Here is a 21,658-nt window from a genome sequence, read left to right on the forward strand (position 1 = left end):
TCACCTTATTTGATTAGCCCAACTTAAAGACTGTGTAAGCTCTGAGGAAAATTCGCCTACAAGCATTTGCTCAATGGTTTGAGTTTCTTGAATCATTTGCATCGCCATGCTCATTCGTTGATGTGCCGTACTTTCCATTTGAACTAGGTCGCGACGAGCCTGGGTGAGATCAGTTTGAAACTCTTTCATTATTGCTTCTGGATATTGCAGAGCTCCTGCTGCTTGTTTAACGAGTTGCAAGTTTTCATTCAAATACTGAAATAAAATATCGATAGCAATGGCTTCTGAGTAACGGGTAGTGTCAATCACTGCGCTGTCCTTCATAAAGGCCATTTGCACGCTGACCATTTTCATCACCGGATATTGGGTGGACTCAATTAATCCTTTAGCGGCCTCACTTTGCTCCATATTGTCTTTAATCTTGCTTGCCATATCCAAAATCAGATCACGCACTTTTGACTCAAGACCATGACTGATATCAATTGTTTTACTGGTTAAGGTGGGTTGTAAGCATTTGACCTTTTCATCACATTGATAGATTTTTACCTCGCCACCGCGTAAAAGAGCGCTGATTAAATTGTTATTACTTACTAAGGAAGCCAGGCGTTGGACATGCACCCCTTCTGCATCGCGAGTCAAAATTAAGGTGCCTGATAAGGTCATCAAGAGTTGAGCCAATTCGATATCATCTGCAAATAAGCCATTTTTCTTTAACGCATTCCACGCCACATTGGTATTATCAACTACCTGCTCATTACTGCTGTTTTCATTAATAACTCTGTCGTAGTCGTAATTACTGGAGCCTTTACCACAGCCTTGTCGTGCCTCGGCCCAGTCTGAAAAGAGATTTTTGGATTGACCGATGGATTGGCAGGCATGTTGTTGTGCAATACGGGTGCGTGGGGCTAAACCCAGTACGGCACTTTCCGCGGTTGCGCACGAGCTGATATTGGTTTGGTTCACCCAGGTAGCCACGTTTTGTAATTTGGTTGCCACATTACCTAAAAGAGGAGTTGCTTGCTCTAGGGCCAATTGGAAGGCAAGACCTTGTGAGTTGTTCAATATATTCTTGGTAAAATCGACAAATTCTTTACCTTTGATGTGAGAAAACCCACCTAACGTGGCATCTATGCCGCCACAGCCTGCGGACACTTTAGGCCAGCTCAAACGCATGATTTGCAGATTACGTACGCTGCTTCTAGCGTATAAATTACCGCCAGTATAAAAACCAGCACGCTGCGCTTGGTAAGCATGCGGCTCTGTTACATTCGCGCCCATATTAAGAGCTTTAAAATAGCCAGTTAAATCCTCACCTATTGATTTGCTGTACACTTGTCCGATGCCAAGTGCACCGATTAACCCACAAGACAGAAGAATTTTTTTCATAAAGGCACCTCTTTGTCATGTATCTGGCTAATTTTTAGTAACCGATTGGTTAGTTCGCCTTCATCAATAGTGCCTTCAGTAACAAGACTCGCCACTTGGCTCTTTGGGTTAATCAAAAAAAGAGAAGGATAAACACTGACTTGAAATACCTTCGTTTGTCCTTCATTCATCACCGCATCAGGAAAGGATGGTAAAAAGCCTCCATCAACAGAAATAGCAACTACGCTAAAGCCATAGTGTTGACTCAAGCGTTTGAGCGTGGGTGCAAAGCGTTGACAATGAGGACAACTCGAACTGAAAAAAAAGAAAAATCCTTGATGTTTGGCAAGGGCATGAAGCGGTGCATTATCAATATCGGCGTATAGGCTTGATGAAAATAACGTTCCTAATATTAGAAAAATAGCTAATTTATTGCGCATTGTAATCTCCCGATTGAAAAGCGTTGCTTGCCATTAAAATGTTTTCCTTCAATTCCGACTGGCTGACTAAGCCATAAGCAACTGGCATGGTTTTTTTAGATACTGGATTAAGAGCAAAAACCGCAGGAATGTGTTTAACACCCATCTGAGTTGCCTGACCGGAATCAACTCGTGAGTTAGGTAACATCGGGGAGATGCGATTGGTCATGGCAATTGGAATAACAGTCATGTGATAACTGTTCGCAAAATCACTCACTACTTGGGCCATGCGCTCGCTAAATGGTTCACCACCTTCATAGAAATACAACAAACCAGATGTTTGACTAATTTGAGTAATCGCCTTTTCCTTTTGCATGCTGTTTTGCTGGTTGTAGATATCACGTGCTGCACTACTGCTCGGATTAATAAGACTTTCATCCTGATCGGGGTTTATTAGCAGATCGAGCATCCATTTCTCAGAAAACAGATTGGCCTGCGCCACAATCAATCGTTGTAATCGTCTTGCACGAGCAATATTTTCAGGAGTTGGATTTAAAATAGCTTGTGCGCGAGCCTGTTGCACTCTATTACCAATCAATTTCCATGTTTTATCAGGATCGGCAGGTTTACTTACATGTGAAGGTGCCACTGACTCGGTTTGTGGTTTATTCTTGACTTCCTCTTTGGGATCCTTATGCCAATACCAACCTTCCTCATGCTCATTAAGATAAGGCTGCTCGGCGTACAAAAAAGGACTCACGCTAACCAACAAAACAAAAAACCATCTAGCCATTGATGTCTCCTTGATTGTAAAATTGATTAAGGCGCTGGCTTATTCCATTGGCAGTCTGTTGGTAATCCGGTTGTTTTTGTTTATTTTTTACCTCCTCATAAAATTCTGAAAAATCAATGGCTTCGAAGTGAATTAATTGCATTTGCTCAGGCGTAATACCCGAGCAATTTGAATATTTATTTTGGCCAAAACCAATATGTAACTGATCACGTCTTCCTTGTACTTGAACCATACGGGCTAATTTAGATTGGAAGACACAGTAAGTCTGGTGATGATCGACACAGACCGAGCCAATAGGGAGTTTTTTGCGTTTAAAACAATATTCACCCGTAGGTACTACCAGTTTGTTTTCTCGAGCTTTTCCCAGTTTTTTCTCAGCATCACTACACTGTGCCAGCTCAAGATCCAGACCCCACCCCTTATCACTGCAACAATTTTTAAAATGGAGCATTGTTGTTGAACATTCAAGCAATTGACCTTTGAAAATAAAATTGGCATTGCCATCAAAATCTTTTGAGGCATCCGAGGCGGCGGATAAGGTGGACATTGCTTTTTTAAAATCGTCTTCATTGGCTGGGGTTAGTTCATGTTTCGCGCAATTACCATCCAAACAAAAAGCATCCTCGCCACACAACAGTTGGTTGTCAGTACATTGGTTTATCGGGCATTGATACGTTTGCTGATGGGTTGTGCAAAGTCCTCCTTCTTCTTTCACACAAGTTGAAGCAGTCTGCTCACATCCTTGATTAACTAGGTTATCGCACGTATTTTGCTCCTGACTACCACCACAGGTGTAGGATGCTCTCTCTTTCCAGCAAGGGCGGGTCAATGGAACATCGCCAATAATCCGTGTTTGATTGGGCTCAGTGCATGTTAGAGGCTCAGTAATATGACACAACCCCTCTTTTTCTTTGTTTTGCAAATGTTGGCATTGGTCGTCCCAATACTCTTTGCTTTCATAAATTTCTACCGTCATCGAAACGGAGTGAACATAGGGCACTGTGCAGCGACCGAATCGACAATTGCCAACAGACAATGATAGGGTGGGATTGGCGCATGTAGCTGTTTGCTCAACAACCACTAATTTCTTTTCATCAAGGAAACTGACCTTCACCATGGCGCAATTGGCAGGCAATAGAATCGCTGGTGCTGGTGCTAAATCCTTATAAATCGTATAGCAAGGAGTTTTGCCTTGTTGGCAGGTATCCGCTTGTGCCAGATTAACTGAGACTTTAAAAGGGGTATTCCTCATACCTCCTTTTCGCAGGTATAGACTGTAACTTTCTGTTTTGTAGGGGGAAACATCTAACCTTAAGTGTCTTGCACAATGCAATACACCTAATACCTTGCTAGACAGGCATGTTTTTTCCTGCCATGAGTAATGGCATTCTTTGGGTTTTAAAGAGCAGGTGGTTTTATCGGTATTTTGACCATGCATAATCGCATCTCCATTTTCCGCGATTTGATTTAACTTTTGCATTGATTCCGAGGCAGGATTTACTTGATACAAGGGGCGATGATTAAAACTTTCGCCTACTGCCTTTCCTGCATCATTCTGAGCCACGGCAGTTTGCGAATCGGCTTCAAGACCTGTGCTTGCCTGCGTGACGCCACTATAATAATGTTCTTGCGGCAGATTGGCTTGATAGCCAGGAAACTGGCTCAGATCCAGTGCTTTTAATAAATCAATGGATTGATTGGTATGGCTTGTTCCGGTCTGAACGCCTTCTTGATACGCCTGATTCAAATCAAGTGCAAAAACCTGTGAACAAAGGATTAAAAAAACTAAAACGAAGCCTTTCATCAGATTAACCCCCCTCTTAACCGAAGAATCATTTGATCCAACACGGGGTCTTCTGACTGCTCATCGCTCCTCATTTTTTCTAAGGCGTAATCCAGCGACACATCACCATAAAGACTGTCGTAATTCACCGGTTTGCAATCCATATTGGCAGGACAAGCAGGGGTGTCTTTCACATAAACCACTGCAGGAACCATAGCGATATCAAAGGTTTTAAAAAGAATAGGATCAAGCTGCATCCCAATTCCTGTTTTTTTACTGAGCGTTTGAATAGCCGTCATCGTTTCTTTAAACGAATTATGAATTAGTCCCCGAATCACAGGTGTTGCTCCACTTTTTTTACATTGTAAAAGCCAGGCTTTTACACTTTTTTCTGGCATTGAAAACGATAAGAACACGAGTACCTGACTGACTTTTTTTAAGTGGGTTACAATGGGCTCCTGTGTTTTTATGACTTGATGCATCTCGCCGGTAAATTCTGCAATTTGACCCGATTTTTCTGAAGTCTCAAGAGACTTACTGATTTGCTTTATTTCATTTGTAAAAGCATTGGCGCGATTTTTTGTATTCGCCTCAATAGACGCAATATAGGCTTCATCTTCTGCAAGTGCAGGAAATGACAACAAAAATAATGCAACCAAGAAAGAAGTGTTCATTCGTATTGTTTTCATCACATCTCCTAATCGTTAAAAGGCGCAACAATTGCGTTTGCGCCAGATCAGATACCCAAAATCCTCGCCCTTAAACGGATATTCGTGCCCTGCCTCCCATAGGGTCGTAGCACGCCCAAGAGGATAACAGGCATTAGTAGTAGGTAAAGGATTAACCATTTGATAGCGGTATCGTGATTTGGGCAAAATAGGGGAATAATGAGTATGACAAATGGATTTTGCGCTGCTTGTCGAATCATCAAGTCCTACTGTGTCTTCCAATAATCCCTGGCGATGCAGTTTAAAATTCATACGCTCAGACAGTAAGACTGATGCCTGAACCCCTCCAACATGTTCTTGCACATGCCCCGTTAAAGGGTACATGCTTCCCTGAGCTCCTGCGCACCAAAATAGTTTGTCAATGGCACTGCCCAATAAAGCGGTACTTGAATCAGCAGCGCAAGCCGCTTGTGCGGGTAAACTACCAAACAATACCGCCTCGGGATTAATGATGAAACCTAGCTCATCATCATTCCACATGGCATCTAATTCGCTAGGATAGGCAATGTCAAAATCACCTTGTTCCACACAAATGCCATCGGTTAAAACATTCAACCAATACATCAATGGAAATTTGTACCAATGCACATGATAAAACGACTGATTGGATAAATTACTGTCTGTTTCAACAGTGCCTTTGCGGTAATATTTACCAAAATTTAAGGAAATACCACCTAAGTTCACTAAACAAAAAGGTGTTCGGGTGACATCAACCAAGTTGACAGGTTCCCAATAACCCATTGTTAATCCCAATCTCGGTATAGGATTTCCTGGGCATTCACAAACAGGCAGTTTGGGATTTTTAGTGTCTGGCAAATGATTGGAGGAAACGAGATTAGCTTGCCCTAAACTGAACGGGAACAAACACGACCAACAGACATCAGTAATGGGATTTACAAAACGACCATGACAAGATCCTGCTTGGGTCAACCCAGAAGCTAAAAAAGCAATAAGAATAAACAAGTCTTTCATACAGTCACCTCATTAATTTGCAACCGCTTCCCTGCTTGAAAAACCCGCACCGGCAAATACTTTATTTGAAATTTGGCAACCAAAAATCCATTTAAATCAAAATAAATAGCTTGCTTTAATTGATTCGCAACTTCCTTTACAGAGCCTGAGGTGAGGATTAATTTTACTTTTTGGTGCTGCGTTAATTCCTGGGTAACCCATGCAACCTGTGCCTCATCATCCCCGTCAAAAAACAGGAGAGTGCTACTCAAGCCCACTCTATCCAGGGGGTTAATTACAGTGCCTTGTTTAACAATCACTTGGCCGTGGCTGTCCTTCACATCGTAAGGCACGGTAAGTGATGGATTAAAAAACCACGTTCTATTGTCTTCTGCTCTCGGCAAGCGAGAGGGTGTTGGTCGGGCCAAATGCTCCTTTACCCGTTTTTTAAAATCAGATTGTACGGTCTTCCATTCCCCATTGGCTTGCATCCCCTTCATTTTTTGCTGGATGTACTCTAAAAAATCCATTTCAGCAATTTCAAAGGCTTTACCCAAAACACCATAGTCTTTAGCGTCTGCAAAAGGGAGATAGAGCATGCAAATAATCAACAGAAGTTTTTTCACGATTTGTGCTCCAATTTGATCATCTTCATGAGGGTGGCTGTATAATCAGTGCTGCCTTTAATTACTGCTTCCTTCGGCAATAACACCAACGATTTGGATTGGGACAAATCTTGTAACGCTGCTTCCAAATGATGCGAAAATGCTTTAATCGCTGCTTCTTTCTCAAGGTTGGAATGATTTTTTTGCGCTTCCTCTTTGATAAATTGGGAGGTGATTGATACGATATCAACGGTTGCAATATCCGGCCGTCTCAAAGCACTATAAAAAATCCCATTAACTAAGATGCTGGTGATGAGTGCGGTCAAAAGAGATACTTGAGTTGTCTTAAACATAGCCATACACCTCCAGGGCAACTTTGGAAATGGCATCAGCTAATGGCAAACCTGTTGCCATTAATCGTTTCAAGGCTTCTACTTCTGGGCCTCTTGTTGTGTTTAGGACGCGTGAAAATGGATCGACAATCAAACGATGCACTGTTGAATTCTCTTCACACATCATTAAAAACTCAGAGTATTCATTAGTTATTTTAAGGCTTCGGATTAAACGCTCGCCATAAGCATCCAACTGATTACTCGTTTTTAAAGTGTCAATCGTACTTTTGGAGGCACCTAAAAAGATTTTATAATAGGCGTTGTCGTAACACATTTTGGCAGTTGGATTGTTTTCATAATCATCTAAGCCATGAGTCACTGTAATAAAATTACCACCGTATTTAGGCGCACGCCGATAGCCCTCGTTAACAAAGTTAGCACTGCCTCCCGTGCCATTGTCTGAAAGTAATTCGTAGGATTCATCAATCAAGCAACTTTTGGGAATGTGCTTTGGCGTGTAATACATTGCATTGGTGATTTGATACATTAAGATTTTCAATACAATGCGTTGCAAGTCCTTATTTCCATCAAGACCACCCAACTCTAAAATAACTAAATTTCTTTTAAAATCCAGCGAACAAGGCGGCTCAAAATAACTGCCATAACGACCGTTTTTAGTATAGCTATACAACAGACGCCCAATATTTTGAGAAATAGGATCGTTACTACTTTCTAAGTGATGAGCAATAAGAGTAATAGTTGTAGCATTATGATGTTGTCGCCACATCGCCTCAATGGCTTTCTCAATATGACTTCGTTCTTCATCACTGACGTTACCTGATGGTCTTGCCATCATACCTACAAGTTGTATTAGCTGATTGTGAACATCTTTAAATGCAGTATCATTTTTGGCTTGCGCATCAATTGTGGAAAAGAGGTTTAGGCTAATTTCGGTGTCATGATTAAAATCAATAAGCTGTCCGTTTAACATCTCACAAGATTTTGCGTAGGAACCGCCCACATCAATAATATAAACAAAGCCCCCCTGGGATAACAGACTTTGAATGTAGTCATTCATTAAAAAGGATTTTCCTTTTCCAGGAGGAGCTACAATAGCGACATTATAGTTTCTGACTACGTTGTCAAAAAAATAAATAGCGGTAAATTGCCCCCGTCTTTGTGGATAGACCTGAGCAAATCGTCCTGCCCCTTTCCATTCCCCCTGGATAGGTAATAAGTTAACCGTATTAAAACTGGTTAAAGGTCTTACCCGTCCAAATGATTTGTAATCATCAAACATACCTTCAGCAGGTGCAAAGGGCATGGATGCCAGAAGTGTTTGCAACTGCAAGCCAGTTGGAGTGCGTAAATCAAATTGGTTTCCTCGAAATACATCCTTGGCGCGTCGTACATCGCGACGGACATTGGCAGGTGTTGTAAACAATAAAACGTTATAATAGGAATCAACCAAAGAATCATCGCAACTCAAGCGCTCTCTTAACTCCTCAATTTCTGCGTATTTTTTGTTAAAATTTTTGACCCATTTGGCAATAAAAGGTTGTTTGGCATTTTGACCTTCATCAGCATACTTGGCATCTAATGCCGCCATCACCTTGTCTTTATCTTTAATTCGTATTGCAAAACTAAAAAGAAAGGGACAACCAATTTGCAATGAGGTATTAAACATTTTTCCAAATAAATCACCCATTTGCCATTGCACAGGGGATTTAGGATATTGCCTAACGGACAAGCATTTAATCACCCTCGTATCTTCTTCTCGCTCAATCTCTATTTGATTGGATTTAACCCGCATACTCGCTTCAATGTCAGTCAGTTGAAAACGAATTTCAGTATTGGTATCGTAATTGGTTTTTTCTTCATACAAGCTGTCGGTTGGAAAGAGCCACTCCCGCTTTAAGCTAATCACTTCTTCAACAGACAGTTCTTTACAAATAATATTGACTGACTTTAGATTGTTGCTGATGTCTTCGCGCAAACTACCAAGCAACAAGCGATCGTCTTCTATGGATTTGCGCGGAATTGAAATACATAAAAATAAACGAAAATCACGCAAGACAAAATTGCTTTCTTTAGTTAATGAGCTGTACACCCCTTTGCGGTAAAATTCAGCTCGTCGGTGTGCCAGGGCTTTTAAAACCTCACTGCCTTGATTGCGTTGATGTTCCATTTCATCAATCATGTGGCCAATTTTAGGTGATGCCCAAAACAAAGCATGAAAACAACTTTCCGGTGGCAAAATATCCGTTAATATACTGGTGAGAATAGTCACTGTTTCTTCACTGGCACCAATCAGTGTCGAGCATTCAAACATCATATGAGATGCCTGTTTGTAAGGATAAATATCAGCTTCTGAATCGTAAACCTCGTCAGGTAAATAAGGTGCTAAGCAATAAGTATCCAACAGCGCTTCGATTTGCTTTTTATGATGCGCATCAGTCATGCCAAGCTCTTCTCGCAATGTTTCCAATAGCGAGCCTGTTGCATGACTTAAAGTAGTGCTTGTTTTTTTAACTGCAAGACGCGCTTTTTTTATAGTTGACAACATAATGGCTCCCCTTATTTTAAAGCCAATTGTGACTGCTGCATCCACTGTCCTTCCTTAACAACGCTGTACACTCGATTGGCTTGATGATAATTGCCATCAGTGTCTTCATAAGGTGCTATCCAAAGAGGCATCACCCCTTCTCCATAACGCACAGGCTGACCAGGTCGCCCATCCATCACCAAAGGATTTCGGCTGGGGGTTACAGCCAGGGATTTGCCCTTACCATTCACCATGTCATAAACCTGATCCATACGTTTGCACGTTCCTCCATTGGGAGCTGGGCAATCAAAGTCCTCATTCAATTTGGCGCAACCGGTCAAAACAACACAGGGCAACAGTAATAAAGTAATTAGAATTTTCATGATCTATATATCCTTAGAAAGAGTGGTTTTTATAGAAAAATTGGTTGGCAGCTTTTTCTTCAGCAGTCTCAGACTCGGCAGGGGCTTCAAAAGCTACTTTGGAATTTTGGCTTTCTTCTGGTTGTTCAGGGGCATTAGTGTCCGTTCCCCCATCAAGCCAAAAACCCTTAAGAAAAGTTACATCTACTGTAACCATTGGAGGCAATTGAATAATCGGGTGGTACATTTCAGCACGCTTGATGTTGTATTGCGCATACATTTTTGCAGCGCCCGATCCGCCACTAGAAACAGCCGCGAGAGGAATTTTTCCTGCTTGAATGGTTGATACACTTCCAAGTGGCGAGGTGCTGTAATCAGTGGAATATTGCTGGCCAATATTGCCCATGCTTTCCCAGAAGTTCCCCCAAAAAGCTTTTTTCACCATCGGCTCATCACGCCATACTGCACGGCCACGAATTCCGTTTTTAGAATCCGAAATGATGCCCGTAACCTGGATGTCGATATTGGTGCCATTGGAATGAATGCAACTTAATCGTTCGGTACGAAACTTTCCTCGCTCACTGGAAATATCGCCAATTACAGAAGCACTTACCATACAGCCTTTAAGTGGTGCCCTGTATTTATTGGGCATAATTCCATCATCAAGAATTTGAAACATCATAATGTCAGGATTTGCCTGGCTTAGAACTCCTGCCGATACATCTGCCCCTTGAAGAACCACTGCTTTAGCAAAGGTATTCGAAAAGACATAATTATTGGGTGTTTTGATTCGTGGCTTGGATTTTTTATTTAACTTGGCTGTGTATTGAATAAATCCCGAATCCATCTCCATGGAGTTGCTCGCTGCCGCTTCATCTGCTCGGGGTAACAACCCATTTTGTGGCTCATTGTTTTTTAATGCCCCGTCTACTGGGGTAGTACGCTCCATTTGTAGTTTAACTATTTGATGCTTTAACTCAGAAAGTGTGGATTTCATTTCAGATAGTTCATCTTTTTGCGAGGTAATGAGCTTGCTTTGCTTGTCTTTTTCATCACCTAATGCCTTGAGGTTTTTATCAAAGAGTTCTGATTTTGCAAGCTCAGCTCGCCAGGCATTTTGTGTTTTCTCAATCCAATGGGATTCATTAGTAGCAGTAGATATCGGGCTGGCTAAGCTGTGTTTTTTATAAGCGGGTTTATCAACCTCTTTGGATTTAACACTCTTGTTTCCCAATAAGGCAAAGCACGCAATCACCAACACTATAACGCCGATAACAACCCCTAAAAGGATTTGTTGTTGCTTTTTAAGTTGAATAGACATATTAGCTAATCCTATACAATCGAGTAGTTTCAAAAGGCGCTAAATGGTTTTTAGCAAGCGCCACCCCTTTAGTTCCAGGCCAATTAAACCAGGATTCCTTGGCATCAATAGGCTGATTGGTCACGTTCTTTAACTCAAAAATTTCACCTCTCATACGATTGCCTTTAACTGTCAACAAGCGTTTTAGCTGTGTTTTTTGCGCTTTATAGACCGAAGGCTTTTTAGGTATTGTTTGGGTAAAACCTTCTGGCAAATACCCATTAACCAGTGCTCTTAAAAAACCAACCATTACCTTTTCGTAACTTGAAGTACGTGGGTCACGGGCACGAATTACAGGATTCTTATAAGATTTAAAAACGATTGTTTGTGAGGCAATGGGTTTTGGATCTACACGCACGTTGTAAAAAAAGCCTTTTTCAGTCAACAAATTAATAGTAAAAGCTCGGGTGTGGTAAAGAGGTGATGGCAAAAAAGTAAGAATTCCTGTCGTATCATCAATTAATTTGCAATTGGCTTTCCCATTGCATGCATCAACCAAGGTATTTCCAGGTGCTTTAATTTGCTGAATGCGATCGTCTTCTAACATGAGATTATTGGGTTCTTTAATTGAGGCATTAATGAAAATATCTTCATAATTTCTGACTGTTTTTATTTGGGCTCCTTCTGCTGTTGCTATGAATAAGCCTAAGCTGAATATCATTGCTATTTGTTTCATGATTACACCTTCTCAAGATTCGTTAATTTCAATAGGCCATACTCATAGGAATACCTAATTAAAAAGGTCTCCCGTACATCAGACATCAAGTCCGCGCCAACAAAACGCTTCATTTGTCCCATTACTTTTACGCTTAAGTGTTTGATATCAATTTCAAAGGTCGATGGATAAAACACGCTGGATAAATGTTCATGATTGATTTGTTCGACCTCCTTTACCAATTGCGCTCTGATGTCCCCATACAGTGATGGAGCCACATAGCCTAAGAGCGCATTAAACTGGTAAGTGGCTGAACTTGAAGTAATATTAAAACGAAGTTGGGTTAGGAAATTAGTCATGTCTCTTAAATAGCCTTCTGAAACACCTGTTCCAGAGAGCGTAAATTCTTGAGATATTTTAGGTGGGATGAAATGGGTTTCGTGTTTACTATGAGCATAATGCAATAAAGCCACAATGGTAATCGATTGCATGAATGTCATAGCAAGCAATACACTACTAACACCTATGAGCAAAACCCTGGTCTTTTTTTCCTTCATTAACTCTGATTTTTTTTGTTCTATTTTCATCTGTTACCCCAAAAACGCTCTAATCCATGACGGTGGTGTTGCCCGCAACTTAGGTGATAGAGAAAAAAACCAATAAAAAAGGTGGATATAAAAATAGGGACCTTCATTCCCCTTCATGCGTTTCATCAGAAATAGAAACGCACAGGTTAAAATCAATGAGGTAACTACAAAGCCGCAAACAGCCCCAAATATGTAAAGCGTTAGTGACGCTACCATGACCTCATCAATTGTGAAAATGATTAATCGATAAGGTTCATTAAGATATTGGGGTGTTTTGTATTTTTTTGGATCTTCCATCTTAAACCCCTGCAAGCATTGCAACGACGTTTAGAAAAATAGCCATCGCCCCAACGCCGCCAAGCGTTTTAATATTTCGAGTAAACATCAAGGTAACAACAGCCGCTACAGCTTCTCCGACATAAAGATAGGTTTTTATCGAACCATTGTAGGTATCCTTAACTACTTCTTCTGCAGCGGATAAAGCATCCGCTGCAAAGGTTCCTTGAGCCATTATTAGCAAGCAAATAAGTATGAAAATCTTTCCAATGTGAGCATTAATACTGCTTAACACGTTACTTCTGAACTGATTTAATAAAGACATGTTATCCCTCCTTTTTAATGGTGATTGAGGATTGATTGCTGCATTGATGGGCAAAATTTCTTTGTTGGATCAGCCAAACCATCGTGCTTTTCAGATTGAATTTTTTGATAAATTTCATAACGGTGGATGGCTACTGAATTGGGTGCATTAAACCCAATGCGTACCTGATTCCCTTTACAACATAGAACTGTGATAAATATATCTTCTCCAATAACAATGCTTTCACCGACTCTTCTAGTTAAACTCAACATCTTCTTCTCCTTTTTAGTTAACCTTCATATTTAAAATGTGTTTCATTTTCAGTAATTGGGTTTTAGCCACTTCAGGGTTATTGTTTTTGGGAGCTTCATCAGGTACAAAAAATGAACTTCTCTTGGAACAATTTTTACAAAAATCAATAAATTGGGGTAAGGTTGGCGGTAGTTCCTTATTTTTTCGACATAAATCAATTGCCAGATCAAGAATGTTATCCGCATAGGTAAGTAGTCCTTGTTGCCATTCACCTTTAACAAAAACTAAAAACTCATCGCTTTTAAATTGACTACGCCAAACCTGTCCGTACATAGCTGCAAACCTCAAAAATAATCGATCAATGCGCTTGCGACCTTCCTCGGTAGGCGCTAAGGTCGATGATGTTGTCATCGGTTTCTTCTTCAATGCCTGATTTACATGACTCCCAGAAGCTGTCTCTAATGGGTTGTTTCTTATAATTTGTTTCATGGACTGCATTATTTGTCTCCTGACACGTATCACTTTGAATTTCATCTTCCCAACAATGTTGTGCTAACCAATTGGCAGGATATTTCCAAGCAGCAACCCATTGGCCTTGGCTATGCTGTTGTTGATAAAACTGGATTTGTTGTTGTAAAGCCGAATAAATTTGTATTGGCAACTCAGGTGTGAGATTAAGCGCTTGAAATGCTTCCCATGCTTTTTGCTTTGATTTTTTTAACGGATACAAATCCCAAAATTTTTCGAATTGTGATAATAAAAAAATATAATAATTATCTTCTTTTAGAGGTGTGTCGGCTTTTGAAGATTTATCTATGCCGGCTTTTAGTGAGTCTGTATCTGATAAGCCAGTATTTATAAGACGATGCTGATTTTTAGCTGGGCCTAGTTGCTGTGTCGGGTTTAGGTCTACTTTATTTTGGACGGAATAATCCTTTGTGGCTAATTCGCATTTTAAAATTAATTTTAGGCCTTCAGATTGTGGTGTAATAAGCCCCATGCGTCCCAAAGCGGATAAGGCTCTGCGTATTTGCATGCGCGAATAGCTCTCGCTTTTAATGCCTTGGTGCGGCTCAATATAAAGTTGCTCTGCTATTGATTGATAGCTAATTCCGCGTTTTATGCCAACTAAGCCTGTTTTGACGTCCATATATGGCCGTATTCCTCTTAGGTAAGCCAGCTGCTGAAGGTGAGGTAGTCCACATAGAGCAGCAAGTTCTTTGTCATTAATTAAAAAATCCATTGTTTACTCTCAATACGTGTATAAATTCGTTATTATTTTATTTCTATGGTATATTTGCTATTAATAACCACCGATACTGTACGTATCGTGTAAATAATAATTTTAATTTACCACTTAACGTGAAATTGTCAATGCTTATTTTCACAATATGGGACATTCCGGGTAGCTAATATGAATATAAAAGAAAAAATTGGTCAAAGAATTCAAGCAGAACGGATAGCAAAGGGGTTAACTAGAAAAGCTCTTGAGGAGTTAACTGATGATCTTAAACAATCAAGAATTAGCAATTGGGAGCGGGGGGATAGAACCCCTGGGCCTGAAGAAATAAAACAACTGGCTAAAGCACTAGATATTTCACCTGCTTATTTGATGTGCCTAACCGATGAGAAACGTCCGAAGAAAATTCCAGGATTAGGGTCGTTGGTTCCACTGCTTGATCATCAACAAGCCTGCGATCCAAAAGGATTCATTCAAAGAGTTAGGAACGAACATAATTCAGGTGAAATAAGCTTTATACCTATTTCTGCTGAGCTTAGTACTCGTCTTGGAGAAAACACATTTGCTCTAAAAATGAAAGATGAGAGCATGCACCCTGAATTAAGAGTTAATGATATTTTGATTATTGATCCCAATTCTGAACTGCATCCAGGAAGTTTAGTTGCAGCACAGCTTAACGAAGAAAATGAGGTTATTGTGCGTAGATATAAACAACTGACCTTATCAAAAGAATTTAATCCATTTGAATTGCGGGCCGAAAATGATAATTGGGGAAATATAAAAATTGATAAAGTAACTGACGCTATAATTATCGGCGTTATTGTGTGTGTTGTGAGGTATACGGGGAGATATTAATACATTTAGCCTAATTAATTTGATTTACCAGTGAAATGTTAACGGATAGTTCTGAGATTTTTTATAAACCACAGAAAAGCTTCTTTAACACGATTATTCATCCGCGGAATAGTACCAAGTGCAATAGGGCACGTTGCATTAACTAACCGCATATGTGCAAAAAGCAAATAGATGGGGAGCAACTTTTCGGTAAGTTCTAATGCTTTTTGTAAATCCTCATCCAATGAGAGCCAGCCTTGAAAACAGGTATCATGAAGTATTTGATAATCTGTGGAATCAAGTGATATTTTGTAGCGGCTGCATGGAATTTTAAGGAAAGCGGCAAGAGAAAAGAATGGATGATTGATAGCTGTTTCACCAAGATCTATGATGCTAATTTTTTTTGTGATGCTACTGAATAACATATTATTCTCGTGGAAATCAGAATGATTAAGACATTCTGGTATCCCATAACTTGAAAGCTCTTGGCATAGTATCTCTAGATCCATCATTGCATTTTGTAATGTCTTAATCTGCGCCGTATCTAATCCATTAGCCTTTAAAAATACATCATCACCAACAAGATCTTGATACAATGTTGGGAATTTCTCAAGGCGCCAGTCTGGCACACCTGATTGAATAAATGCAGTAACATATGGCACTGTAGCCAGTTGCAGAACTTTATAAACTTGCAAACCCTGAACTAACAGATCAATCTTAAGATGCCCATCAAACAAAGTGCGCAGTGTTACATCTCCGCACTCCTTCATTAAAAAGCAGTGTAAATTTTTGTTCTCTGCAATGACTTCTGGGATATCAGTTATTTTGCATAAGTTGCGGTATTTTTGAAGGATATCAACTTCGATAAATAGAGTGGGTGGTGTTTGCTTAAGATAAAATGGACCTTCGGGTGTGCTAATTCTTAAAACACTTGACCAAGGTGTTTGTACAACAATTTCTGTATCAAGCATATTTGAGCCAAGAATATTTTTGGCCCAAAGGATTATTTGATCATGTGAGTGTTGTTTATTTGTCAAAATGGATATCCAATTTGCAATTTGTTGCATCTAATGTTGCCATCTGCCCAATCGGTACAACATACCTGCTTTCTATATGGCCATACGAAAAACTCCTTATACATGGCACATTAATTCGCTTACACCAAAAATCAATAATATCTTCTGTAGTTCCACCTTGGTCTAAAAAATGCTGAGCTGTACATGCAGAAAAAGCTCCAATAACAACACCTGATAAATTGTTTAATATTCCAGCAACATACAATTGCGAAAACATTCCTTCTACAATATAAGGTTCAATTCCTACATCCTCAATCAATAAAATCTTATTAGAAAAATCGGGTTGATAAGGTGTGCCCATGAGATTTAGCAAACACATCAAATTTCCACCGATTAGAGGTGCTGTAACGCTACCATGATTGACAGTTGATCCGCTATGAATGGAGTAGCTTTCTTCATTTAAACAGTGTGTTAAAGTGCTTAATATCCTATGATCTATTGCACCGTTTTGGATATCACTGCAATTGAAACCGGTAAAGGATATGCACCCAGTTTTAGAATATATCCCCAGCTGCAAAGCTGTAGTGTCACTATAGCCGATTATTGGTTTAGGATTTTTACGAATAACCTCATAATCCAGCAAGGGCAATGTTCTTATAGAACAAGTCCCGCCATTAGTCGTGATTATAGCGGACACGTCCGATTCTTTAAAACAAGTCATAATATCGGCAGCGCGCTGCTCATCAGTTCCTGCAGAAAACAGCTCTGATTTTTGAATATTTTTGCCAATTTTTATTTTAAATCCTGCTTTTTCAAAGTAAGCAATTGAGGCTTCAAGTAGTCCTGGAGAAAGAGGACTTGATGGGGTAATTAGGCCAATAGTTGAGCCGGTGATAATTTTCCCATTAGATTTGATCATAAATATTTTCTCATGTAATAGCGTTTATAACCTGGCGGGCAATCCTCAAGAATGCCAAAAATTTCATACCCATATTTCAAATAGAAATCTTTTGCTTGGAAATCAAAGGTATCCAAATGGAAAAGTCTGGCTCCCAATGCTGCGGCCTTAGTCTCAACTTTATTCAGCAATAAACTGCCTAAACCTTTGTGCCGATGATTTTCATCAACAAAAAGCACATTAATAGCCAAGCATTTTCCAAGATAAAAACAACTTCTTATGCCCGCTATAATATTGCCATTATCTTTAATAACATAATCTATTAAAGTTTCAACATCACCATAAAACGAAACCTGCTTGCCATTAAACGCGTCTATTTTATCATTCAAGGTTTCTGCTTCTGCATTTGTAGCAATAGAAAATTCATAAGGTTGACTCATGCTAACGTTCTTCTCGTATAATGTTCAATTTTATTCCCACAGAATACCATAAACACTTGGTTTTAGGGATTGGCAATACAGATCCTGTATCTTCAGGTACAGTTAATATCACTGAGTTTTAGGAAAATAAAATGAGCACATTTGAATATGTCATTGATAATAATCCCAGCGCATCTGATGATAAAATCATACGTGATGGGATCGTTAATTTTAATAGTCAGACTATAAATGAGAAAGCAACTCATTTCAGCATATTTGCAAAAGATGGGAGCCAGATTATAGGCGGTGCTTTAATTTGGGAGCACAGCGATGCGCTGTATATTGATGTACTTTGGTGCGATGAACACTATCGCAAAAAAGGAGTAGGAACAAAAATCATTAGCATGATTGATGATGTAGCTATAAATAAAGGGTTACACAAAATATTTGTCGATACCTATGCATTTCAAGCGCAAGCGTTTTATCAAAAGCACGGTTTTTATTGCATAGGAACAATACCAGAATACTTATTAGGGCACGATAGAATGTTTATGAGGAAAGATGTCCCATGAGAGTATTAGAAAAAAATATCATCAATTTATATGGCGATAAAGGAAAACAATGGTTGGCTTCTCTGCCTGATCTGATCGAGCAGATGGAAATAACATATGGATTATCAAAATTGAAGCCAATTATAAACCTAAGCTACAATTACGTACTGTCTGGGTTCCAAGAGTCACAGCCTATTATTTTAAAATTGGGTCCAGATAGTGCTGGATTCAAACGCGAAGCCTCAGCACTTAAGGCTTTTGCAGGATTTGGTGTTGTTAAAGTTCTGAAAGAAAGTGAAGGAATGCTGCTCATTGAACGCGCTATTTCAGGGGCATCTTTAAAATCTTATTTTCCTAAACAAGATAATGATGCAATTCAAATTACTTGTGACTGTTTAAAACGACTGCATCAGGCACCAATACCTCATGCACATGTATTTCCTCAAATTAAAGAATGGCTCATTGCGCTTGGTAAAGACCTCAATATACCAGCTCATTACTTGCATCAAGCAAGACAACTGCGTGATGATTTACTTGCAACCCCTTCAGAATCTGTTTTGCTGCATGGAGATTTACATCATGATAATATGCTGCAAAACGGGGATGGTTGGATTGTAATTGACCCCAAAGGTGTAATTGGCGAACCAGCCTATGAGGTAGCTGCTTTTATCCGTAATCCCATACCCGAATTACTTGCACAAAAAAATGCAGCAAATATCATTAGCCAACGCATCGCTCGTTTTGCTGCGATCCTTGAATTACCGGAGCAACGAATCCTTGATTGGTGTTTCGTACAAGCGGTACTTGCCTGGGTGTGGGCTATAGAGGATAGTTGTGATGAATCTTATTTCAAACAATTAACAGAATTTTTTGGGAAGTTTACTTATGTCCAATCATGATAAAATTCATATAGATGCATGTCTCGTCCAACGCCTGATTGCCACACAATTCCCAGAGTGGGCTTCTCTTGAGATAAAGCCTGTGGAGCTCAGTGGCTGGGATAACAAGACTTTTCATCTTGGAAAACACATGACGATTCGGTTACCAAGTCACGCTGATTATTCAGGTCAAGTGGAAACAGAGCAGTATTGGCTTCCTAAATTAGCGCCGCAATTACCTTTAGCTATTGCTATGCCCATTGCCATGGGTAAACCAGGCCTTGAATATCCCTTGCATTGGTCGATTTATAAATGGATTGAAGGCAACACCGCCTCTATTGAACGCATCAAAAACCTACCTCAATTCGCTGTAGCTCTTGCAGAATTCTTAAACGCTCTACAACAGTGCGACCCTACTGGAGGGCCTTTAGCTGGAGAACATAACTTTTATCGAGGCGGCGCGCTTGCAACCTATGATACAGAAACAAGGGAAGCGATTGCCTCTCTTGACGATAAGACCTATGCTGAAGTTACCACTGAAATTTGGAATTTAGCTCTTTCGTCTACTTGGCAAAGTCCCCCAGTATGGGTGCATGGTGACATCGCCATTGGTAATCTACTTGTAAATAAAGGGCAGTTAAGCGCCGTTATTGACTTCGGACAACTATGCATCGGCGATCCAGCATGTGATTTAGCAATCGCCTGGACATTATTTACAGGAGAAAGCCGAGACACGTTTCGTGCAACACTAAAGCTCGATAGCGCAACCTGGGCTCGTGGTCGTGGTTGGACGCTATGGAAAGCATTATGTTGGGCATTCCCAGGTGAAAAACGTGTGGATTGGCGTGTCGTTGATGAGGTACTTGCCGATCATCGGCGCGAATGCAAATAAGAAGATAAATCCTGGATGCAACTATATCTAACTCCATAGCTGCCTTTAAAAGGTGTACATATGAACCCAATATTTTCATAAAATCCGACCGATTCATCATCGGTTTCTAGTGTTACTGAACTTGGGGTACAATTATTTATTAATTGTTGAATTAAGGTCTTGCCAATTCCTTCCTTTTTAAATGCATCGATTACACTGATGTGTTTAATGATGGCTTGTGTGCCCTTCAACTCATAGCCGATAACAGCAATTAATGTCTGCGAAGAAATGGCGCCAATTAAAAATCGATTTGGCAGTTCATAATCTTGGAGAACTTGTTTAATCCTTTCTAAAGTTGGTGAACCGATACTGCTCTTTATGACTGTATCAAGCAAGGGGCATGTTGGATTTATTTTTTGAAAGATGATGTTTTTATCGATTAAATTTAGATACCTTACTATCAAGTCTTCAATAACTTTTATTGAGAAATTCGGGCAATACCGTGGGTATTCCCTATTTAACCCATAAGAGCGTTTATCTAGCAGGTCTATATCAAATGTCAGCATATCTTCTATATCAAACTGATTACGATACTTTTCTTCGCTATGTACGCCATATCCTCCATCAAAAAGTGAACCATCGGGTAACCTTATTAACGTATGCCAGCATTCATCAGAATTTTTCACCATAATGAATACAATAGTTACTTTTTCAATGAATTTTTGATTCCATAGTTTAAAAAAAGCATAAGCAAATGGTCCACATGGACCAGAGTTAATCGCAGGTTCACCAAAATTATCACCAGCTATTTTGACGAACCCATAGAGTCTCTTCACCTCATTAGATAATTCATTGAGTAGTCTTGAAATAGTGTTACTTTCTGCATTCATAAACAATTGACTCATCATCGTTATCTGGGGCAGCATCGTGTTCAAAGGCTTTAATCGTTCGAATATGTTTAAAGCCGCAACCGTTAAGGATTTCAATCAACTCACTTGGCTCATAAATTCGTACCTTTAATTCTTCAATTTCAGTACGAATAATGCTGTTGTGATGAATAAGCTCATATTTACCCATAGAGGAACAGACATTGGCTTCAAGTGTTGCACAGGATGAGAGCATAATCATTTTTCCATCAGGTCGGCTCCATTTTGATCCACGCCAAATGTTAAGCGGTGGTACCGCTTTATGCGTTTCGCCTTCAAATAATAAAACACCATCATCACTTAGATGATCATAAAACGTTTTTATAGCTGATTTAATTGCTTCTGTATCTATAATCAAGCAGAAGGATCCGCAAGGAATAAAAATCAAACTGTATTTTTCCGTCTTTTTTAAATCCTCAACAAAACCTTTCCATACAGTTGGTTTGAGATTTCTATCACGAGCTTTAGCATGCAATGCCTCAAGCATGTTGTCGCTTGCATCAAAGCCATGGACATTAAATCCTTCTTCAAACAAAGGCAAAAGAAAACGGCCCGTGCCACACATTGGCTCTAATATTGGTCCAGTTGCATTCAAGGCATATGCTCGATAAAAAGCATACGCGTCTGCCTCTGGCTTGGGCTTACTTAAATCATAGACCTCTGTGCAAAGACTAAGGTAGGTATTCAATTTCTTCATAGGTTCTTCCG

Annotated in this window: 27 protein-coding genes; 4 read left to right on the forward strand and 23 right to left on the reverse strand. The window is 39.8% G+C overall.

Annotated elements, in window-relative coordinates:
• Genes LFA_RS13190 through LFA_RS13275 form a run of 18 tightly spaced genes read right to left on the reverse strand, consistent with a single transcriptional unit; the run spans window position 1 to window position 14,560 of the window.
• A complete protein-coding gene (locus LFA_RS13190; protein WP_045096603.1) occupies window positions 1-1,386 on the reverse strand; it encodes a conjugal transfer protein TraH in 1,386 nt (461 codons plus the stop codon).
• Window positions 1,383-1,805: a type-F conjugative transfer system pilin assembly thiol-disulfide isomerase TrbB gene (gene trbB, locus LFA_RS13195; protein ID WP_010947794.1), complete on the reverse strand. Its 423-nt coding sequence runs from the start codon at window positions 1,803-1,805 to the stop codon at window positions 1,383-1,385. The genes LFA_RS13190 and trbB overlap by 4 nt, the downstream gene beginning before the upstream one ends.
• Complete coding sequence (gene traF, locus LFA_RS13200; protein ID WP_010947795.1) at window positions 1,795-2,577, reverse strand: type-F conjugative transfer system pilin assembly protein TraF; 783 nt, start codon at window positions 2,575-2,577, stop codon at window positions 1,795-1,797. Before traF ends, trbB begins: the two co-directional genes overlap by 11 nt.
• Window positions 2,570-4,381, reverse strand: a complete 1,812-nt coding sequence (traN, locus tag LFA_RS13205; protein WP_045096604.1) for a type-F conjugative transfer system mating-pair stabilization protein TraN — start codon at window positions 4,379-4,381, stop codon at window positions 2,570-2,572. The genes traF and traN overlap by 8 nt, the downstream gene beginning before the upstream one ends.
• Entirely contained in the window at window positions 4,381-5,049 is a 669-nt protein-coding gene (gene trbC, locus LFA_RS13210; protein ID WP_045096605.1) for a type-F conjugative transfer system pilin assembly protein TrbC, read from the reverse strand. Before trbC ends, traN begins: the two co-directional genes overlap by 1 nt.
• Before the next feature lie 15 nt (window positions 5,050-5,064).
• Window positions 5,065-6,060 carry a conjugal transfer pilus assembly protein TraU gene (gene traU, locus LFA_RS13215; RefSeq protein WP_045096606.1) on the reverse strand — a complete coding sequence of 332 codons (996 nt, stop codon included), beginning with the start codon at window positions 6,058-6,060 and terminating at the stop codon, window positions 5,065-5,067.
• The gene (gene traW / locus LFA_RS13220; RefSeq protein WP_045096607.1) at window positions 6,057-6,665 is read right to left on the reverse strand and encodes a type-F conjugative transfer system protein TraW; all 609 of its coding nucleotides are present in this window, start codon (window positions 6,663-6,665) and stop codon (window positions 6,057-6,059) included. Before traW ends, traU begins: the two co-directional genes overlap by 4 nt.
• Window positions 6,662-7,003 (reverse strand): TrbI F-type domain-containing protein, encoded by a 342-nt coding sequence (locus tag LFA_RS13225; RefSeq protein ID WP_045096608.1) that lies wholly within the window; start codon window positions 7,001-7,003, stop codon window positions 6,662-6,664. The genes traW and LFA_RS13225 overlap by 4 nt, the downstream gene beginning before the upstream one ends.
• Complete coding sequence (gene traC / locus LFA_RS13230; RefSeq protein ID WP_045097603.1) at window positions 6,990-9,542, reverse strand: type IV secretion system protein TraC; 2,553 nt, start codon at window positions 9,540-9,542, stop codon at window positions 6,990-6,992. Before traC ends, LFA_RS13225 begins: the two co-directional genes overlap by 14 nt.
• Before the next feature lie 11 nt (window positions 9,543-9,553).
• Entirely contained in the window at window positions 9,554-9,904 is a 351-nt protein-coding gene (traV, locus tag LFA_RS13235; protein ID WP_045096609.1) for a type IV conjugative transfer system lipoprotein TraV, read from the reverse strand.
• Window positions 9,905-9,917: 13 nt separating this feature from the next.
• The gene (locus tag LFA_RS13240) at window positions 9,918-11,204 is read right to left on the reverse strand and encodes a TraB/VirB10 family protein (protein WP_045096610.1); all 1,287 of its coding nucleotides are present in this window, start codon (window positions 11,202-11,204) and stop codon (window positions 9,918-9,920) included.
• Window position 11,205: 1 nt separating this feature from the next.
• Window positions 11,206-11,919 carry a type-F conjugative transfer system secretin TraK gene (traK, locus tag LFA_RS13245; protein WP_045096611.1) on the reverse strand — a complete coding sequence of 238 codons (714 nt, stop codon included), beginning with the start codon at window positions 11,917-11,919 and terminating at the stop codon, window positions 11,206-11,208.
• Between the two features lie 2 nt (window positions 11,920-11,921).
• Entirely contained in the window at window positions 11,922-12,485 is a 564-nt protein-coding gene (gene traE / locus LFA_RS13250; protein ID WP_045096612.1) for a type IV conjugative transfer system protein TraE, read from the reverse strand.
• 3 nt (window positions 12,486-12,488) lie between these two features.
• Complete coding sequence (gene traL / locus LFA_RS13255) at window positions 12,489-12,782, reverse strand: type IV conjugative transfer system protein TraL (RefSeq protein ID WP_045096613.1); 294 nt, start codon at window positions 12,780-12,782, stop codon at window positions 12,489-12,491.
• A 1-nt stretch (window position 12,783) separates the two neighbouring features.
• Window positions 12,784-13,086 carry a fimbrial protein gene (locus LFA_RS13260; protein ID WP_010947806.1) on the reverse strand — a complete coding sequence of 101 codons (303 nt, stop codon included), beginning with the start codon at window positions 13,084-13,086 and terminating at the stop codon, window positions 12,784-12,786.
• Between the two features lie 14 nt (window positions 13,087-13,100).
• Complete coding sequence (csrA, locus tag LFA_RS13265) at window positions 13,101-13,337, reverse strand: carbon storage regulator CsrA (protein WP_010947807.1); 237 nt, start codon at window positions 13,335-13,337, stop codon at window positions 13,101-13,103.
• Between the two features lie 13 nt (window positions 13,338-13,350).
• A complete protein-coding gene (locus tag LFA_RS13270; RefSeq protein WP_045096614.1) occupies window positions 13,351-13,728 on the reverse strand; it encodes a hypothetical protein in 378 nt (125 codons plus the stop codon).
• A complete protein-coding gene (locus LFA_RS13275; RefSeq protein WP_045096615.1) occupies window positions 13,676-14,560 on the reverse strand; it encodes a hypothetical protein in 885 nt (294 codons plus the stop codon). The genes LFA_RS13270 and LFA_RS13275 overlap by 53 nt, the downstream gene beginning before the upstream one ends.
• Before the next feature lie 171 nt (window positions 14,561-14,731).
• Here LFA_RS13275 and LFA_RS13280 point away from each other — a divergent pair, with 171 nt between their 5' ends.
• Entirely contained in the window at window positions 14,732-15,412 is a 681-nt protein-coding gene (locus LFA_RS13280; RefSeq protein WP_045096616.1) for a helix-turn-helix domain-containing protein, read from the forward strand.
• Window positions 15,413-15,450: 38 nt separating this feature from the next.
• On the opposite strand, the gene LFA_RS13285 is transcribed toward LFA_RS13280, so the two are convergent.
• Genes LFA_RS13285 through LFA_RS13295 form a run of 3 tightly spaced genes read right to left on the reverse strand, consistent with a single transcriptional unit; the run spans window position 15,451 to window position 17,745 of the window.
• Window positions 15,451-16,428 (reverse strand): phosphotransferase, encoded by a 978-nt coding sequence (locus LFA_RS13285; protein ID WP_172653474.1) that lies wholly within the window; start codon window positions 16,426-16,428, stop codon window positions 15,451-15,453.
• The gene (locus LFA_RS13290; RefSeq protein WP_045096617.1) at window positions 16,418-17,326 is read right to left on the reverse strand and encodes a S66 peptidase family protein; all 909 of its coding nucleotides are present in this window, start codon (window positions 17,324-17,326) and stop codon (window positions 16,418-16,420) included. The genes LFA_RS13285 and LFA_RS13290 overlap by 11 nt, the downstream gene beginning before the upstream one ends.
• Window positions 17,323-17,745 carry a GNAT family N-acetyltransferase gene (locus LFA_RS13295; protein WP_045096618.1) on the reverse strand — a complete coding sequence of 141 codons (423 nt, stop codon included), beginning with the start codon at window positions 17,743-17,745 and terminating at the stop codon, window positions 17,323-17,325. Before LFA_RS13295 ends, LFA_RS13290 begins: the two co-directional genes overlap by 4 nt.
• A 131-nt stretch (window positions 17,746-17,876) precedes the next feature.
• Here LFA_RS13295 and LFA_RS13300 point away from each other — a divergent pair, with 131 nt between their 5' ends.
• Genes LFA_RS13300 through LFA_RS13310 form a run of 3 tightly spaced genes read left to right on the forward strand, consistent with a single transcriptional unit; the run spans window position 17,877 to window position 20,045 of the window.
• On the forward strand, window positions 17,877-18,296 hold the full coding sequence (locus LFA_RS13300) for a GNAT family N-acetyltransferase (RefSeq protein WP_045096619.1): 420 nt from the start codon (window positions 17,877-17,879) through the stop codon (window positions 18,294-18,296).
• Window positions 18,293-19,174 (forward strand): aminoglycoside phosphotransferase family protein, encoded by an 882-nt coding sequence (locus tag LFA_RS13305; protein WP_045096620.1) that lies wholly within the window; start codon window positions 18,293-18,295, stop codon window positions 19,172-19,174. Before LFA_RS13300 ends, LFA_RS13305 begins: the two co-directional genes overlap by 4 nt.
• Window positions 19,161-20,045 (forward strand): aminoglycoside phosphotransferase family protein, encoded by an 885-nt coding sequence (locus tag LFA_RS13310; protein ID WP_045096621.1) that lies wholly within the window; start codon window positions 19,161-19,163, stop codon window positions 20,043-20,045. The genes LFA_RS13305 and LFA_RS13310 overlap by 14 nt, the downstream gene beginning before the upstream one ends.
• On the opposite strand, the gene LFA_RS19240 is transcribed toward LFA_RS13310, so the two are convergent.
• Complete coding sequence (locus LFA_RS19240; RefSeq protein ID WP_065814372.1) at window positions 20,024-20,914, reverse strand: GNAT family N-acetyltransferase; 891 nt, start codon at window positions 20,912-20,914, stop codon at window positions 20,024-20,026. The two genes, LFA_RS13310 and LFA_RS19240, sit on opposite strands and share 22 nt — an antisense overlap.
• Complete coding sequence (locus LFA_RS20365) at window positions 20,898-21,647, reverse strand: class I SAM-dependent DNA methyltransferase (protein ID WP_045097606.1); 750 nt, start codon at window positions 21,645-21,647, stop codon at window positions 20,898-20,900. Before LFA_RS20365 ends, LFA_RS19240 begins: the two co-directional genes overlap by 17 nt.
• Between the last annotated feature and the right edge of the window lie 11 nt (window positions 21,648-21,658).

This window comes from Legionella fallonii LLAP-10, assembly GCF_000953135.1.
GTDB classification, from domain to species: Bacteria; Pseudomonadota; Gammaproteobacteria; order Legionellales; family Legionellaceae; genus Legionella; species Legionella fallonii.

Bases quoted from the DNA above. Each gene is read 5' to 3' on its own strand.
- LFA_RS13190 (WP_045096603.1), bottom strand. From the start codon at position 1,386: ATGAAAAAAATTCTTCTGTCTTGTGGGTTAATCGGTGCACTTGGCATC.
- trbB (WP_010947794.1), bottom strand. From the start codon at position 1,805: ATGCGCAATAAATTAGCTATTTTTCTAATATTAGGAACGTTATTTTCA.
- traF (WP_010947795.1), bottom strand. From the start codon at position 2,577: ATGGCTAGATGGTTTTTTGTTTTGTTGGTTAGCGTGAGTCCTTTTTTG.
- traN (WP_045096604.1), bottom strand. From the start codon at position 4,381: ATGAAAGGCTTCGTTTTAGTTTTTTTAATCCTTTGTTCACAGGTTTTT.
- trbC (WP_045096605.1), bottom strand. From the start codon at position 5,049: ATGAAAACAATACGAATGAACACTTCTTTCTTGGTTGCATTATTTTTG.
- traU (WP_045096606.1), bottom strand. From the start codon at position 6,060: ATGAAAGACTTGTTTATTCTTATTGCTTTTTTAGCTTCTGGGTTGACC.
- LFA_RS13225 (WP_045096608.1), bottom strand. From the start codon at position 7,003: ATGGCTATGTTTAAGACAACTCAAGTATCTCTTTTGACCGCACTCATC.
- traC (WP_045097603.1), bottom strand. From the start codon at position 9,542: ATGTTGTCAACTATAAAAAAAGCGCGTCTTGCAGTTAAAAAAACAAGC.
- traV (WP_045096609.1), bottom strand. From the start codon at position 9,904: ATGAAAATTCTAATTACTTTATTACTGTTGCCCTGTGTTGTTTTGACC.
- LFA_RS13240 (WP_045096610.1), bottom strand. From the start codon at position 11,204: ATGTCTATTCAACTTAAAAAGCAACAACAAATCCTTTTAGGGGTTGTT.
- traK (WP_045096611.1), bottom strand. From the start codon at position 11,919: ATGAAACAAATAGCAATGATATTCAGCTTAGGCTTATTCATAGCAACA.
- traE (WP_045096612.1), bottom strand. From the start codon at position 12,485: ATGAAAATAGAACAAAAAAAATCAGAGTTAATGAAGGAAAAAAAGACC.
- traL (WP_045096613.1), bottom strand. From the start codon at position 12,782: ATGGAAGATCCAAAAAAATACAAAACACCCCAATATCTTAATGAACCT.
- LFA_RS13260 (WP_010947806.1), bottom strand. From the start codon at position 13,086: ATGTCTTTATTAAATCAGTTCAGAAGTAACGTGTTAAGCAGTATTAAT.
- csrA (WP_010947807.1), bottom strand. From the start codon at position 13,337: ATGTTGAGTTTAACTAGAAGAGTCGGTGAAAGCATTGTTATTGGAGAA.
- LFA_RS13270 (WP_045096614.1), bottom strand. From the start codon at position 13,728: ATGACAACATCATCGACCTTAGCGCCTACCGAGGAAGGTCGCAAGCGC.
- LFA_RS13275 (WP_045096615.1), bottom strand. From the start codon at position 14,560: ATGGATTTTTTAATTAATGACAAAGAACTTGCTGCTCTATGTGGACTA.
- LFA_RS13280 (WP_045096616.1), top strand. From the start codon at position 14,732: ATGAATATAAAAGAAAAAATTGGTCAAAGAATTCAAGCAGAACGGATA.
- LFA_RS13290 (WP_045096617.1), bottom strand. From the start codon at position 17,326: ATGATCAAATCTAATGGGAAAATTATCACCGGCTCAACTATTGGCCTA.
- LFA_RS13295 (WP_045096618.1), bottom strand. From the start codon at position 17,745: ATGAGTCAACCTTATGAATTTTCTATTGCTACAAATGCAGAAGCAGAA.
- LFA_RS13300 (WP_045096619.1), top strand. From the start codon at position 17,877: ATGAGCACATTTGAATATGTCATTGATAATAATCCCAGCGCATCTGAT.
- LFA_RS13305 (WP_045096620.1), top strand. From the start codon at position 18,293: ATGAGAGTATTAGAAAAAAATATCATCAATTTATATGGCGATAAAGGA.
- LFA_RS13310 (WP_045096621.1), top strand. From the start codon at position 19,161: ATGTCCAATCATGATAAAATTCATATAGATGCATGTCTCGTCCAACGC.
- LFA_RS19240 (WP_065814372.1), bottom strand. From the start codon at position 20,914: ATGAATGCAGAAAGTAACACTATTTCAAGACTACTCAATGAATTATCT.
- LFA_RS20365 (WP_045097606.1), bottom strand. From the start codon at position 21,647: ATGAAGAAATTGAATACCTACCTTAGTCTTTGCACAGAGGTCTATGAT.